This is a genomic window from Sporomusa sp. KB1 (assembly GCF_007830295.1).
Classification (GTDB): Bacteria; Bacillota; Negativicutes; order Sporomusales; family Sporomusaceae; genus Sporomusa.
Genome location: NZ_VLKC01000002.1, coordinates 173,015 through 188,853 on the forward strand (window position 1 = coordinate 173,015; position 15,839 = coordinate 188,853).

General features: G+C 50.5%; 11 protein-coding genes. All 11 read right to left on the reverse strand.

Annotated features, from left to right (window positions below):
• Positions 1–68: 68 nt before the first annotated feature.
• The 11 genes from SALPA_RS04625 to SALPA_RS04675 all read right to left on the reverse strand — a co-directional run bounded on the left by SALPA_RS04625 (position 69) and on the right by SALPA_RS04675 (position 15,818).
• Positions 69–749: a TonB family protein gene (locus SALPA_RS04625; RefSeq protein ID WP_145090250.1), complete on the reverse strand. Its 681-nt coding sequence runs from the start codon at positions 747–749 to the stop codon at positions 69–71.
• Between the two features lie 111 nt (positions 750–860).
• A complete protein-coding gene (locus tag SALPA_RS04630; protein WP_145090252.1) occupies positions 861–1,241 on the reverse strand; it encodes a biopolymer transporter ExbD in 381 nt (126 codons plus the stop codon).
• A complete protein-coding gene (exbB, locus tag SALPA_RS04635; RefSeq protein WP_145090256.1) occupies positions 1,231–1,656 on the reverse strand; it encodes a TonB-system energizer ExbB in 426 nt (141 codons plus the stop codon). The genes SALPA_RS04630 and exbB overlap by 11 nt, the downstream gene beginning before the upstream one ends.
• A 215-nt stretch (positions 1,657–1,871) precedes the next feature.
• Entirely contained in the window at positions 1,872–8,669 is a 6,798-nt protein-coding gene (locus tag SALPA_RS04640) for a filamentous hemagglutinin N-terminal domain-containing protein (RefSeq protein WP_145090259.1), read from the reverse strand.
• A 17-nt stretch (positions 8,670–8,686) separates the two neighbouring features.
• Positions 8,687–10,354, reverse strand: coding sequence for a ShlB/FhaC/HecB family hemolysin secretion/activation protein (locus SALPA_RS04645; protein WP_145090262.1), 1,668 nt, complete (start codon positions 10,352–10,354; stop codon positions 8,687–8,689).
• A gap of 98 nt (positions 10,355–10,452) precedes the next feature.
• The gene (locus SALPA_RS04650; RefSeq protein WP_145090266.1) at positions 10,453–10,704 is read right to left on the reverse strand and encodes a hypothetical protein; all 252 of its coding nucleotides are present in this window, start codon (positions 10,702–10,704) and stop codon (positions 10,453–10,455) included.
• 1,285 nt (positions 10,705–11,989) lie between these two features.
• A complete protein-coding gene (locus tag SALPA_RS31365; RefSeq protein WP_255451461.1) occupies positions 11,990–12,373 on the reverse strand; it encodes a hypothetical protein in 384 nt (127 codons plus the stop codon).
• A gap of 438 nt (positions 12,374–12,811) precedes the next feature.
• Positions 12,812–14,017: an MFS transporter gene (locus SALPA_RS04660; RefSeq protein WP_186450909.1), complete on the reverse strand. Its 1,206-nt coding sequence runs from the start codon at positions 14,015–14,017 to the stop codon at positions 12,812–12,814.
• Positions 14,018–14,042: 25 nt separating this feature from the next.
• Positions 14,043–14,609 (reverse strand): TetR/AcrR family transcriptional regulator, encoded by a 567-nt coding sequence (locus SALPA_RS04665; RefSeq protein WP_145090272.1) that lies wholly within the window; start codon positions 14,607–14,609, stop codon positions 14,043–14,045.
• A 146-nt stretch (positions 14,610–14,755) separates the two neighbouring features.
• Positions 14,756–15,226, reverse strand: coding sequence for a universal stress protein (locus SALPA_RS04670; RefSeq protein WP_186450910.1), 471 nt, complete (start codon positions 15,224–15,226; stop codon positions 14,756–14,758).
• Between the two features lie 148 nt (positions 15,227–15,374).
• Positions 15,375–15,818, reverse strand: coding sequence for a universal stress protein (locus SALPA_RS04675; RefSeq protein WP_186450911.1), 444 nt, complete (start codon positions 15,816–15,818; stop codon positions 15,375–15,377).
• Between the last annotated feature and the right edge of the window lie 21 nt (positions 15,819–15,839).

The window sequence follows — 15,839 nt, forward strand, 5'->3', positions numbered from 1 at the left end:
CCTCTTTCCGCCAATTAGGCATTTTTATTTATGGTAGCTTTGTTATCATCGGCTGGCTCAAATGTCGGTCAACTGTCGCGGTCAAAATATACGTTGACCGCGACATCAATGGCTCCTCCCGGAGGTGCATCAAACGGGGCGCTGGCCTGCGCCGCCTGTAAGGCGCTGTTGTCCAGGGAGGCATGCCCGCTGCTTTTTATTACCCGAAGAGTACCTTCCCGTATTTCTCCGGATGAGGTAATGGTAAACGCGATTTTAGCGGTGCCTGTCAGACCATTTTCCCTGACTTCCTTAGGGTACACGAGATTTCCCCGGACCTTTCTTCCCACCTGGCCCGCGTATTCATTGAGCACCGCCTGAAGATTCACCGTCTGCTGCTTTTGCTCGGTTTCCGCTCCCGCCGGGCTGGTTACCATCACTGGAGTCGCCTGGAGCTGGAGCGGCGTGACATCCGCATTTTCTATCCGAACTGGGCTTTCATTCTGAGATTTCTCCGACGACGGTTTGACAGGGGCGTTGTTCGCGGCTTGCTCTGGCTGGGGTACTTGCCGGGGGTTTTTTTCTCCCTTGTGCCGCTCTTCCATTTGTCGGTTGGAAATCATGCCGTAGATTTCAATCTTGAGCATCTCTTGCCTATGTTGCTTCGAAAAATGCAAGGTAGTCCAAAGAAAAGGCAATGCAAGGCTTAGATGCAAAAGCAAGGAAATCGCGAGCCATTGGTAAAAATTGAGTTTTGTAAGATAGTGCAACCACGTCCTCCTTTCTGCCTGATGCCGTACAAAGATTTTGTCTTGTAATTCACAGCATAAAAGTCTTGCCGGGATTTCTTACCGCCAGTCCTTCCATATGAGGATCGGCGGCTAAGTGCGATTTTTTGTCTGCACCGCCACTTTCTGAAAGCTCATCTGTTTCAAAAGATCGACCACATCAATGAAATGCTGCAGGGCGACGTCCCGGTCGGCCCGGATGACGAAGCTGGTTTCCTGGCCTAGAGGTTGAAGATTGGCTTTAAGCCCTTCAAGCGTGACGGATTCCCCGTTAAAATAGATGGCGCCGCTCTGCCCCAGTTCGATAACTGAGGCCGTATCGGCCTGCGCAATGTTTTTGGAGGCTTCCGGCAGGTTCACGGGGATTCTCCCACTGACAATGAAGCTGGATGTTACCAGCACGATGGTTAAAAGCACCAGCATGATGTCCACAAAGGGGATGACGTTCATTGTTTCAAAGGGTTTATCGTCCATTGGCTATCTCCCATTCAAGCATCAAAACTTTGACCCGCCTGAGCAGTGCGTTATATATCACTACCGCCACCAGCGCCACGATCAGTCCTACAGCCGTCGCTTTCAGAGCCAGGGCCAGTCCAGTCATAATCTTGCCGGTATCCATTGCGGCATCTGTTCCCATGTTGTAGAAGGTCAGCATAATCCCCAGCACGGTGCCGAGCAGCCCGACGTAGGGGGCATTCGCCCCTACCGAGGCGATGACGAATAGTTTTTTGGTCAGGGTCAGTTCCAGAGATTTTATGTCTTTAAAATCTTTAATGTCAAGTTTCCGGTAAAAAGAGTAGCGTTCCATCGCTATGGCTACCACCACAATACTGAGAACCAGCAAAATACCGACAATCCCGTAATCGATGAAATTGGATAGCAAGTTCATAAGCAGATCTCTTCCTCCTATAATCCGTTTCCCAGTTTCTTTGTTTTTCTCCATTCTTCGCTGCATTTACCTGACGGTTTTCCACTTATTTTGTGTTCCGCACCGGCGGTAAGTTGCCGGTACGGAATACGATTAGCCATTAGATATGAGCCAGGTTATTTTTTGTCCTTATCCGAATTATTGCCGTTGGGTCCGTTGTCACTACCGGTTCCAGTTCAGCTGCCTTTAGAGTCGTTATCTTCCATCTGGTACTCGATTCCATTAATTTCAACAGATCTGACGTGGCCCGAATAGTTGCCTGTAATACTAGGAACAGAGTAATTATCAGGCACCATATTTTGCAATATGTCGCCTGTTGTTTGTCCTGCCAGCAGTGTAATGCCGGCTTGAATACTTGTCTGAGCACTGGGCTGCTGCTGAGCGGCGGCATTTTGGGTTGCAGCCTTTTTCTCGGCGGCAGCTTGCTCGGCGGCTGCCTCGGCCGCGGCTTCAGCAGCTGCTTCAGCGGCTGCCTGAGCCCGGGCGGCTTGCACCTGGCCGATGGTGCCGTCAGCATAATACTTGGCGTCGGCAACTTGACTGCCTGTTAGACCCTGACTGTTGTCCGCTGTGATCGAATTATAGGCTTTATTACCGACGGAATCACTGATGTTATTTGCGTTGTAATACACGTCTGAGCCGATTGTCAGCGACGTATTGCCCGCCTGGCCGATCAGGCCGCCGACACTGGCGCTCGCCGACTTGGTCGCCGTCACCGTCCCGTCAAAATAGGATCCGGTGATGCTCGTGATCTGGTCCTTAAGCCCTGACGTAGACTGAGACACTCCATTCATACCTCCGACCAATCCGCCGACAGCGTCATACCCGACGACAGTGCCTGATGCATGGACATCGCTGAGCGAGGTCCCATACAAGTAACCCGCCAAACCGCCGACATAGGTGCTGCTGCCGGCGGTCACGTCGCCGGTGGCGTAGCAATTCGTGATGCTGCTGATGGACGGCCCTTGCGCATCGTAGAGAGTCCCGATAAATCCACCCACATAATTGACATAACTTGTAGTGGCCGTAACGTCACCGGTGGCGTACGAATCGCTGATGATGAGGCCGCCGGTGCTGCCGGTGTTACCTTCCTGGGAGTCGGCGAACCCAACCAATCCGCCTACGCCGGTATAATCGGATGAATACTCAGCGGATAAATTTGCCGTCACATCGCCGGTGGCATAGACGTGATCCATGGTCAGGCTGTATCCGTCTGCCAACGTTATGATGCCGACCAGGCCGCCGAGGTCTGATCCGCCGGTCACATCACCTGTCGCGAAGGAATAGGTAATAGACGAGTTCCCAAAGTCACAATCAAGTTCACCGACCAATCCGCCGACACCCAGAGTCCCGTCGGTCGCAGTCACGTCACCGGTGGCGTAGCTATAGCTGATGTTGGCTGTTCTTGCCCGGCCAATCAACCCGCCGCCGCTACCGCCGGTCAAATCCCCGGTCGCGTCGGTGTGTGAAACAGTTACAGTACCATCATCGATGCCAGTACATAATAGGCCAGCCATCATTCCAGAACCGGTTATCGACACATCGGTAAACGCATAAGTGATGGTGGCGTTCCTTGCCGCCCCTATCAGCCCGGCGGTGTTATTTATACCTGACGAGGACACCACCGTCCCAGTACTGTAAACATTGCTTACAGCGCTCTGGCTGCTGACAGAATTGCCCCAGACAAATCCGGCCAAAGTGCCGAAGTAAGCGGGGGTGCTGCTGGAGGAAACATATGCGGAAATGTTGGTAAGCCCCAGGTCGCGGACGACGCCGGTGCCGGTAACCGCGCCGATCACACCGTTGAATGTTGTGTTAACCGTCACCGGGCTCTCTGACGATCCGATGGTTATGTTGCTGATGGTATGTCCGAGTCCGGTCAAAGTACCGCTCAGCCTGCCGATCAAAAGCCCGCTGTAAGAATAGTCTTGATAGGACTTATACCCGAGATACCCGGTCTTGGTGAAGCTGGTGAAGGTCGTATCACTGGCGTCGATATCCCCGGCCAGAGCGTAATAACCGGAGGCGGTTGTGGGCAATGTATCGAAGTCGCTGATACTATGGATGAGGGTGTAGTTGTTGCCGTTTATGGTCAGCCCGTTGGTGTTGGCGCTATTGGTAAAGCTGATGGAGCCGTACACCCCGCCGCTGGTATCGGTATTGGCCACCGGGTAGCCGTCGGCGTCGAGCACGGCGCCGCTGTAGCTGGCCTTGGTGCGGATAATGTAATCACCGCCGTAGGTCATGGTCAGGGCGCCGCCGGCGCCGGCCACGGTAATGGCGTTGTTGATATTGATGTTGTTGGCGGCGCTTAAGCCCAGTGTATTATTAGAAGACCAGGTCACGGCGTCATTGACCGTGAGATCGCCGGCAAGAGCATTGAGGGAAAGGTTGTGCAGCACCAGGTTGTTTTTGACAAAGGAGGCTGTCAGGTTCCCGCCGCTGCCGATGGTGATGGACGGCAGGCTATAGGACCAGGTCCCGTCGCTGCCGGTGCTGAGTTGGTATCCGTCGCCTAAAACAACGGCGTTGCCGGCTGTCTCCAGCAAACCGCCGCTGCCGACGCTTACGACGCCGCCCAACGTGGTAGTACCGTTCAACCCTGCGATGGTGTAGCTCGCCAAGCTACTGTCGCTGGCGTTCATAGTAAGTGTCAGGCTGTCCGCCGCTACCAGCAGGGCTTCGCCGCCATCTACGCTGATAATGCCGGAATTCGTGACGCCGTTATTACTTGCCAGGGCAAGGAACCCGCCGTCGACGATGACGATGTCGCCCTCGGCAATCACTGATCCGTTGCCTTTGACGGTGCTAAACACGTAATTGCCGCTAAGGAAATCGCTGTCGCTGATATTCAGCGTGCTGGCGACCAGGGCGCCGACGTTAATACTGGAGCCTGGCGCAAACAGCACACCGTTAGGGTTAATAAGGAATACCCGGCCATTGCTTGTCAATGTGCCGTAAATATTGCTTTGCTCGCTACCGGTCACCCGGTTGAGGACAATCGACGTGGTTTCAGGCTGGACGAATGTCACCGTTTCGCCGGAGGCAATCGAAAATCGCAGCCAGTCGATAATCGCCTTATCAGAGGTGGTAATGGTAGTAGTCGTGCCGGAAGTGGAAATGTTTGCGGTGCCGCTGGCCACGGTGTCCAGTGCCAGACTCTGCGACCCGACCACCACCGAGCCGGAGCTGCCGGTTAACGTGTAATTCGAGTTGCTCTGGGTAAGCCCGGAAGTATCGGTTATTGCCACGATTCCCGGGGCAGTGGAAGCTATATTTGCCGAGCCGCTGAGGGTTACCGTATCGCCGACAATGAGATTGGTCGCCGCGAGATTGGACGCCGCGACCACAGTGCTGCTGCCATCCGCTGTCCCGTACAATACCAGGGCCAGCGGATTTATTGTGGCCGTCGTTGTCGTGGAGCCGCTTATCATGTAGTTGCCTGCATCCGTCCCGCTTAGGGAGATTCCGGAAATAGTCACCGTCTTGCCTGTTCCGGCGTTGGCGTCGTCAAAGGCGGCAGTATAGCCGCTGGTCAAAGATATATCATCCCCCGAAACAACGCCGGACAGGCTGGCTGAAGACACCGTAGCGCTTGTCGTGCCGTCGTAGGTTTTGTCGTCACCCGTAAAGGTGGCGGCGATGGTTTTGGGCGTTATCGTGGCCGTGGTTGTGGTCGTGGCCGTGTTTTCGGTTGTGCTGGTGTTCACAATGGTGTAGTTGCTCACCTTGCCGCCATTGGCGCCGTTGGACAGCCCGGTATAGGTAATATAGGCGGTCTTGCCCGTCCCGGCGTTGGCGTCGCTGAAGGTCGCCGACTCGTAAGTAATATTCAGGGTCTGATCGCCCACCAGACCGACCAGGCCATTGTTCGCCACACCAGAAACAACGGTAGCATCAGTGCCGCCGTCGTAGGTCTTATCCGCTACCACGCCGGAGATGGTCAGTGTCTTGGGGTTAACAGTGACCGTACCCTTGATGTTGGTATAGACTGAGGACGACAAAACACTCGCGGCATTTTGAGTGCCGGCGTCAACATAGCCGTTGTCCGTCGTTACAGTGAATGGGTTATACGTGGTCGATGATATGCTATCCACATTGCTGCTCATACCGCCGCCGCCCTGCAGTCCTTGCACCTTCAGGCCAAATTGGGTTATATCCGAGGCGTCAAAGCCATACGTAGGAGTGGTGCTGGTGCTGACGTAAACAATGAGATTCCGCAAAATCGGATAGCCGGACACAGATTCCCCCCAGATGTCCGGGTCAAAACCCGTATAGCTGTCAAAGTCGGCCGCACTGGCGCTAGTCAGACTGGTTGCGTAACTGTCGGTGACCGAGCCTGATCCGATTTGCGCATACCAGTAAGAATCCGTAATCGTACCGGTGCCGGTATTGTTATATACAAACCCGTATTTAGCGCTGGTGCCGGTTGAATACTCAGTGGCATAGCAGTCACTGATGCTGCCTGAATTGATATAGGCGAATCCGGCGATCCAGTTGGCCGAAGTGCTGCTAGAATAGAGGGATGTGGTATAGGCGTTGGTAATTGTTCCAGAGTTGTCACCGACGAAACCCGCGAAATTGGGACCTTTATTATAGTAACTACTGCTGCTGCCAGATACCAGATAGGAATAGCACTCTTCGATGGTCCCGCTATTCTTTCCGACAAAGCCGCCGGCTATCGAAGCCGAGTCGCTCAGCTGTATCATAGTGGCAGAGTAGGAACGGGCAATATCGCCGTCATTCACCCCAACCAGACCGCCGACATACGTGATGTTGTAGGTGCCATAGGTCGTGTTGGTGATTTTATAGGCAGTGCTCGCACTCCGCACCGCGCTGTCCAGAATGGTGCCGGTTGAAGTGTTGGTGCCGACCAGCCCGCCGGCAATATTCGTTATCCCTTTCACAATAGCCTGTGCATAGCTTTGCGCGATCAGTCCGGAATTGACGCCGACCAAACCGCCGACGCTGTCCACGTACGCCGCAGTATCCGCAGTCCGGACGTTTACTCCGCTGCTGATGCCAAAACTGTTGATAATGCTGCCATCATTCGTATTGGCCAGCGTCCCCAGTGCCGTCTGACTGGTTGCATTGGCGTTCACCGTCGCCGAAATGCCGAGATTGCTGACCAGCCCGCCGCTGCCGATTGTTCCGAATAAGCCCGAGCCTGTCAGCGTGCCGCTGACCACATGGCCAAATCCGTTGAATACGCCGGTAAAGGCGGTAGAAGCACCGATGGCGCTGGTCCAGGTAGTAGCCGTCAGGCCGCTGATATTAGAACCCAGCACATAGTAGCCGGTCGGATTGGACTGGGCTGCCACCAGCCCCGCCAGATTAGTAATGACGGTATAGTCTGTGCCATTCAACTTCACGCCGCCGCTGCCGCTAAAATCAATCTTGCCGGCGAACGAGCCGCTAGTGGCACCCTGGTAAGTATACAGCCCCATGGGCGTGCCATCGCTGTTGGTGCCGGTGCCGTAAGTGGCGACCAAACCGGCCGTACCGGTGGCGGTCATAGTGCTGTTGACATTGATGTTATTGGTGGCATTCAGCGTCAGAGTGTTGGCCGACCAAGTCACCGTGTCGTTGACGGTGATGTTGCCGTCGCTGCCGCTGCCGTTGGTGGTCGAGGCGATGGTCACATTGCCGCCGGCTAGGGCGGTGGTCAGCGCTGTGCCGGTCATGTCGCCGCCCGTGCCGATGGTGAAGCCGTCAGGGTCTAAGAGCCAATTGCCGGCCGAGCCGTTTGCCGCCAACGTCGTCACCAGGGCGTTGTCGCCGATGGTCAGCTTTTTGCCGCTGGTTTCCACGCTGCCGCCGTTGCCGCTCACACTGCCGCCTCTAGCGGTGATCGTCCCGTCAAAACCGGTGCTGTCATTGGCCCACACTACGACCGTGCCGCCGTTGCCAGATGTCACGGCGTCGGCGTTGATCGTCGAACCAGTTGCCACTGTCGTGGTGGTAGCGGCGTATTCGCTGGAGCCGCCCTGGGCTGCTCCGCCGATTAGGGCAGTGCCGCCGCCGGCGTCGCCGGAGACGTTGATATTTGAAGTAGAAGTCAATGTTACAGTGTCGCCCAGTACTTTGACCGTGCCGCCGGTTGCACCGGAAGCGGTGCCAGAGGCGTCGAGCGTACCATTGTTGGTCGCGGTGTTGCCTTCCAGTTTAATAACCCCGCCGCTATTCGTCACGGTCCGAGCCTTTATTACGCCGCTGTTGTTGACAACCGTGTTTAAGAGAGCGTCCGCTGTGCCGGCGCTCATGACCACCAGGCCGCCGTTGGACGTTATCGCGCCGCTGTTGGCGGCGCTGCCGCCGGCCGCACCGGTATCGACGGTGAGATTGAGAAGCTGGTCGCCGCTAAAGTCGAGCGACACCTGGTTCCCTGCCCCCAGGCCGACCACCTGGGCAACGATTGTCCCTTCATTTGCCACCTGCGGGCCGATGAGCACCGCTTCGCTGCCAGCGGTGATGGTGCCGTCGTTTACAACGCTGCCGGCGCTGCCGTCGTTGCTAAAGGTATATTTACCATTTAGAAAATCGCTGTCAGATGTATTCAGCGTCGAGGCCACCAGGCCGCCGACGTTGACTTGGGCGCTGGATGAGAACAAAATCCCGTTGGGGTTGACAAGATATACTTTGCCGTTTGCGGTAAGCGAGCCGTAGATGCTTGAGGCGCTGTTGCCCACTACCCGGTTGAGAGTCACGGAACTGGAACTTGGCTGAACGAAGGTCACAGACTCGCCGCTGCCGATGGAAAAACTGTTCCAGTTTATGATGGCCTTAGTAGTCGATTGATTTATGGTCATCGCGCTGCCGCTTGACGAGATGGCAGCCGAACCGCTGGTTACTGTGCCGCCCTCCGGGTTGGCGTAGCCTGTGTTATAAGAGCTAAGCAGCAGCAGCCCCGCCGCCACCGGCGGCATGATGACTTTCGCCAGGCGCTGCCAGCGCCGTTTCCATTTCCTCTGCATGGTTCTTTATGCCTCCCTTAAAAGTATTTAATCCCCTGCAGCCATAACCGACCGTTGGCATTGGTGTCGCTGGTGGCTGCCTCCTTGCCCAGTTTCCAGGCGTAGTCCATGCGGATGGCGAAATCCTGCGTCCGCGTCCACAAAAGCCCCAGGCCAGCTCCCATCAGGCTGCGTCGGTTAGCGTCGGTGCTGTACGGTCGCTTGTTAATCATGACGCTGCCGTAATCATAGAAGGCGTTCAGGTACAGATTGCTTTTCCCTTTCGACAGGCCCGGCAACTGCCACCGGAATTCCCCGGTCAATTTGTAGCCCTCGTCCCCGGAAGCTTCCCCTTGCGGAAAAGCCCGGACGCCGTCAGCGCCGCCGAGAAAGAGTTTTTCCGAGGAATCAAGGTTTTTATCGGCCAATTGACCGATAAAGCTAAAGTTGAAGTTCAGATTTTTCGCCACGTATTGCTGGCGCTGGAAAGTGAGCACTGTCTTGGCAAAATCGCCATTTGTCTGGGCGGTACTGGCGTCGTTGGCCAAAGCCGACGCGTCGTCAAAGCTCAACTTACCCCGGTACTGGGTCAGACTGAAAGCGTTCATGCCGCCGCCCAGCCAGCTGTCAGCGAAGTTGCCGGACAGGCCCAGGTTCCACATTTTGCTGGTGCGGGGCAAATAGTAGGAGTAATCGTCGATATCGTCATGGAGATGTTTGACGTCATAGCCTATGGTGCCATAAAGACTAAAGGCCCGGCCGCGAATAAAGGGATAGCTGATATCGTAGCTGGTCACAACCGCCCGGCCGGTAGCTCCAAGATCGGAGAATGCATCGCCCAGGGTGTAACCCACATGAGAGTACTTAATTTCGGCTTTGGCGCCGTCATGGCCGAGCTGAGCGCTGTAGCCCAGGTTGTAGTCGTTAATGCCCTGGCCAGTGGTAAGGCCGCCCAGATTGAAGGCATCGCCGTTGCCGCTGAAGTTGTTGATGGCAAACTGCGAGCCGTACCGAGTTCGACCGGTATAGCGGCTGCCCCAGTTGTCGGCGTAAGCGGCGCCGTTTGTTTTGGCAGTGTCGGCTGTCTCCAGGACTAAGTCGGCGGTGCCGGTCGTTTCCCCCGGTTTCAGGGTGGCCTTCACCGACACGCCGGAAAGGTCGTTAACCAGAAGCAGTGCCCGCTCAAGCGATGCGCGGCGGATAATCATGCCGGGCTTAGCACAAGACAGCATGGCCGTGAGGCGTTCCTTGCCGATATGGGCATCGCCGCTCACTTTGATCTGTCCGTATTTGCCGGGAATGACGACGATTTCCACAATGCCGCCCACAATGTCCTGGGCCGGGATGTAGGCGTAGGCAACAATGTACCCTTTCTGCCTGAAGTGCTGGGTGAGCTTTCCTGCCAGCGCGTTCAGCTGGCTAAGAGTTAAGTCTTTGCCGCTCTCACTTTGAATCATTTTCAGAAGTTCACTTTCCGGCACTGGCGATTCGCCGCCGATGCGGAAGCCGCGGACGGAAATTTTCTGCGCATCGCCGCTTTCCTGCGGGGCTGGGAGTTGCCCTTCCACCATAATGGCGGGGAGTTTTTCTGCTGGTTGCTGACTCACCGGTGACTTGGCGCTTTCGATGGCGCTGCCGATATTCGGCGAAGTTGCGGCGTAACCTGTCCCACTCACCAGTAGCACCGACAATGTCAGTAGCGACATCAGTTTTCCGCCTTGGTAATACCTTTTGCGTTTCAAAGTATCATCCTCGTATGCCAGATTTACGGTTTGTTTGCAAGAAACCGCATGAAGCTTGTTGTTCAGAGCTGCCCTTGCGGGGCGGCGACCCGATTAGAATTGATAAACCAGGTTGACAATGATGTTCTTTTGCGGCGTCTCGTCGCTGACTTTTTCCAGTCGTTGTACATGCATGTGAGAATGCCGTTGTCAAATACCGTCCATTCCAGACCATATCCCAGGCCTTTCTTGTCGTCAAACGCCGCACTGTATACGGTCGGGCTGTCGAACCAGGTCAGGTCGGCCCGATCAAAATTGGGGTCGGCATTGGTCATCTGAATTCGATGATCCCCCCCTTTCCATTTTCATATTGATAGCTCGTCCACAGCCAAAGCAGAGGGTCTTCCAATCTGCGTGGTGGACAAAGAAAATAGCTTGTCCCTCGGGGTAATATAAAAAGGCATACCAATTTATCAAAGCAGGAACTTTGAAAAAATCGCTATGCCTTTTTATAACTTACCAACTACTGCTTTTTCTGTGGTTTCTTCGCAATTGGCCATTTACGTCTTGCGAGTTTCATAGAGAAGCCGGGTCAATAAAGTTCACGGCTCCCACCCGAAACCCGAAATTCGTAATGCAATAATATTCAACCAACCATGTTTTTAGTTGATTCGAAACCTGTTCTTGATCGGTAGTCCAAGAAAATTACACAGGAGCAGGCGATTGACATCGACATGTCCGGCAATGAGTATATTTCCCTGCGATTTCAATCTCGTAGGCAAACAACCATGTCTCTTGCGTAAATGAATATTACATAATCACATTTTGTCAGTTTAAGTTATATTTATAGATAAAAATATATTGTATTTTATCATTAAGAAAGTTTTTTCACTGCTATTTTCTAATTTATTGCATTTATACTTAATATAACCTAATAAATAAATCCATTTTTGTTCATTTGTATATGATTTAATTGATATCCTATTATTTATGAACATATTACCAAGAATTTTTAGAAAAATATATCACCCCCTGGGTGATTTTTCGACAATTTGATCAGTTCCTTCCGTGTTGAATTAAGAAACTGATCTCGAATACTGCAACAGACACCCATATATTTTTATTTATATAAAACTGACAAAACGTGTGTGATTTTGACATATAGTCTTGTCTGGCAAAAAATCAGCTCACACGAAAAAAAGTGCAATCCACCTACTGATAGGTGAATTGCACTTTTTTGTTACTTGATCCGAGGATTCTGCGGCAACGCTGCCTCTCCTTTAAGCATCGAGCCGCAAGTGATTACAGCCTTCAATAGAAAGTCATAAAGAACCTATAGATTAACATGAAAATATACTTAGTCTAATTCTTCTGCCGTAAATTTTCCTTTACTTCTACCCGCAGGCGCCGAAGACGGCTGCTCCTGCCTACACGTTACCTCCGCCGCATGCGAAAAAGCCCAATATTCATATGTCTTTCGCAGTGTCTCTGCACTTATTGCTTCAGAAATTCCAGTCGCCCTAGCGGCCTCACGAATCACTCTATGTGCCTGCTGACGGGGTATTGTCCCCGTCCCTTTACTCCCCCCAGCTTTACTGCTAAGAAAAAGGGGGCCGGACACTAATCCCGTGTTCTCAAGATATTTCTGGATTGTCTCTCTACAGTTCTCAGAAATTGGAAAGTCTTTAAATTTTCCAGTTTCTTTTCCCACAGCTTAATCCGATTGCACTCTTTCACGTCCTCAACCTGTAATGAAAGTAGATCACTTATCCTAAGACCGCTATTAATGCCTAATATAAAAAGCAGCCAGTCCCGTAAATTGCGGCCTTTCAAATAGTTTTTCATGTTACTCAGTTGGTTGCGGTCGCGAATCGGTTCTACAAATTCCACAATCATCTCACCTTTTCGTGCGCACGTTGTGCGCTTCATATATATTTGTGCGTTTTGTTTCTGGACAATCTGCGTAGTAATAAGACAGAGCAACAACTCTGCGTTATTCATCAAATCCGCAACTCCACAAAATATGTATCATACAAAGATATTAAGGCGGTGATTTTCGATGACAGGTTCCAGCAGACACGCATCAGCTAAGTACGGGGGCGCTGCCCCCAAACCCCCGAGGTTTATCGCTTTTGTTTTCCAAGGCGGCGTCAAGAAAGGCGACGCCCTCATGAGCATCGCCGCCTCGCCTAACCTCACACGCCGCTCGGGCCGCACCTCTGCGTTGCCCTATCCTGTGTATGAGTAAAAGCATGAGTTAGCTTACCCAATAATCCTGATGATTATTCCATTTACACAGTTTGCGAAACACTCCTATAAAAACAACATTTCCAAAACCTATATTTATTACTTTGATACTCATAAAATTTCTTCTATATCCTTATTCTGAATCTATTCTTTTTTATAGCATACTATAGCAAACAATATAGATTACTCTCCATTTTAGGACTTGACAGCGATAATCGAGTTTTGCCGTCTACCATAAGACATATATAGAAACCAATAGACGATGAAAAACAATATTGAAGACATATACATTATTGAATAAGTGGTCATTGCAGCTATAGCCCCCAGTAAAATAGCTCCTATTCCAATGCCAAAATCAAAAAAATTCAATAAAGTACCCATTGCGTGCTCACGTCGAGCTGTCGGCACAACATTGATGCACCAAGCTTGTAAGGCAGGAAATACAGCGCCCATACCTGTTCCATATAAAGCAGCGGCGATAATGAGGGAAGTCGTGGTCGAAGCCATGGCCAACAAAAAAGTGCCGGCACTACAAAGAATTGCAGAAGCTCCGATAAGAATTCCCGGTCCTCTTTGATCAAATATCTTTCCCGCGACAACGCGTACAAGCAATCCAGCTAAAGCATTAACAAAAAAGAAATAGGCGACATTGGGAATTGCAGCTTCTTTGGCATATAAGACAACAAAAGACACGATGCCAGCGAAAGACATGCCCAGTAATAGGGCTAGGCCAGACTGCAGCAATACACGTTTTTCTATAAAATGTTCAATCAGCAAATTTCTTTTCTGTATTTCCTGCGGGGAGAGCTTTGCCTCACCATCGGTCGCCAGTGGACAGGAAATTCCTAAAGTACACAAAACGGCAAATAACAAAATGATTGTACCAACTCCAAAGCCGCTGGCAACACCATGTTGATTTATGAGCCAAACACCTAATAAAGGGCCAACCGAGATACCCATAGTTTCGCCTACCCCGAAATAACCAAGGCCTTCGCCTTGCCGACCTGACGGGATGGAGGCAGCGGCAAATGTTGCATATAACGTAGTTGCCACACCAAATCCCACGCCATGCAGCAGGCGAATAGCCAAAGTACTCAGGCTAGAGTTACTCCAATAATAGAAACCAGTGGCCAGCATGCAACTGGTAACCCCCAGAATGAGCAACACTTTTTTATTAAAACTACCTCCCAGTCTACCGATTAGCAAGCGGATAACTATTGCTGATAATGTAAACGACCCCATAATCAGACCAACTTGTGAATTGGTTCCTCCATTATTGGATATAAAAACCGGTAATATAGGCATTAACATTTCAAAAACCATAAATAGCAGTAAATTTGATAAGGCTAACATAATAAAATCTTTATTCCATAAACTTTGTTCTGCCGCCATATCGTTCATGTTAATCATCCTTCTTTTTTTGTTATTATTTTTTGATAAGCCCATTCCAGTAAATGTCCCAGAATATGCGTAATGAATTATCAAAGTCCTTTGGTGTTTCAAAAATCAGTTGCGTAAATAAACCATCCAATAACGTAATAAATGAAGTTGGTCCGTCATCCGGGTTAATGCGTAAATTTTCCTCTTCCAAAAATTTCGGTTGTAATATATTCTTTAAATTAGCTAAGAATAAATGGTAATTTTGCGAAAAGTAGTTCTGCAGCGAATCCGGCGGAATAAAAGTTAATAAGAACAGGAAACCGTTGTTGTCCTTGTCAAGATAACGGCTTTTATAGTCAATTAATAAAAGGTATAATGTATCTTTTAATGACAAATCTATGTTTCTATTGAAAAACATCTGTAAAAAATCGATTTCCTCTTCAAGTACCGTTTTGTTAACTTGTAATAATAAGTCATCTTTGTTCTTAAAGTGGAAATAGAGCGACTGTTTTTTCATTCCAGCCTCTTCAGCAATATGAGATAATTTTGTTCCTTCATAGCCGAATTGTAAAAAATGCTTAATCGCTATTTTTATTAAGTTATGTTCGGACATAGATCAATCCTCCAAAATAGATTAGCCCACCTGACCATGGTCAGGTGGGCTAATCTTAGCATAAATACAATAAGTTATCAACTGGAGAATTGGAAAAAATAAAAAGTAATTCGTATAGGGTTTCGCCCTAGATGATTGGTAGTCTACTATCTAACCACTACTACCGGACAGGGAGCATGACACAAAACATAACTGCTCACGCTGCCCAAAAGCTGTTTTATACCCCCGCGGCCCTTGCTGCCCATGATGATTAAATCATAGTTATTTTCCCGACAAAAATTCACTATTACTTCGGTAGGCTCTCCATTTTTTATATGAAAATTTGCTAGTAAGTCGGTAAACTCCTCAATTTCTAAAATATTCTCCGGCTGCAGGGTATGCGACACCTGACTTTGAGCCTCATTCAAAATAGTCCGCTCCGCCGCTTTACTATCATCCGAAATATAGCCGCCAATCCTCACCTGCTCAAACGCGGAAACTTCTGAGGTAAGATCAACTACACACAGTAATTCGATTTTGGCCTGACAAAGCTCTGCCAGATATATCGCACATTTCAACGCTCGCTGGGAATGCTCCGAACCATCAAACGGCACTAACATTGAACGAAATTTTTCCATAGCACGCTCTCCTTTGAAATTCAACCTCAGATAGAGCATATTATTGAATCTCTTCAACCTGGTCTTTTCTAGTCACATGCATTAATTTCAATACCGCAGATATTTACATCGATTCCGAACTCCTTATCCTGATTAATCACTAGAAAACCTATTTAACAACCAAAACAGGACAGTGGGAGTTACGAACGACATAGCTGCTGACACTCCCCAGGAGTAATCCTTCAATGGTTCCTAACCCTCGGCTGCCGATGACGATGATATCATAGCCATTTTGTTGCGCAGTTTCTGTAATAACGATGCGTGGTTCGCCAAGTTCATTGTGTGTTTGCACTCGAATGCCTTCTGGAACGTGTTTTAAAGCCTCTGCAATTATTTTCTTAGCAAAGTTTACTGGATCTGTAGAGGCATTGGCTGGAATTTTAGAACCCTTAACTTGGTCATATAAGGGAACTTGCTGCGACAAAGCCGATACATAAAGAATAGTGATTTCGGCAGCAAAGGAACGCGCGATTGCAACCGCGTGTGATAAAGCCACAAGTGAATTTCGTGAACCGTCAATAGGCACTAAAATTTTCTTATACAGTACATCCATACTTAACAACTCCCCTTCCAA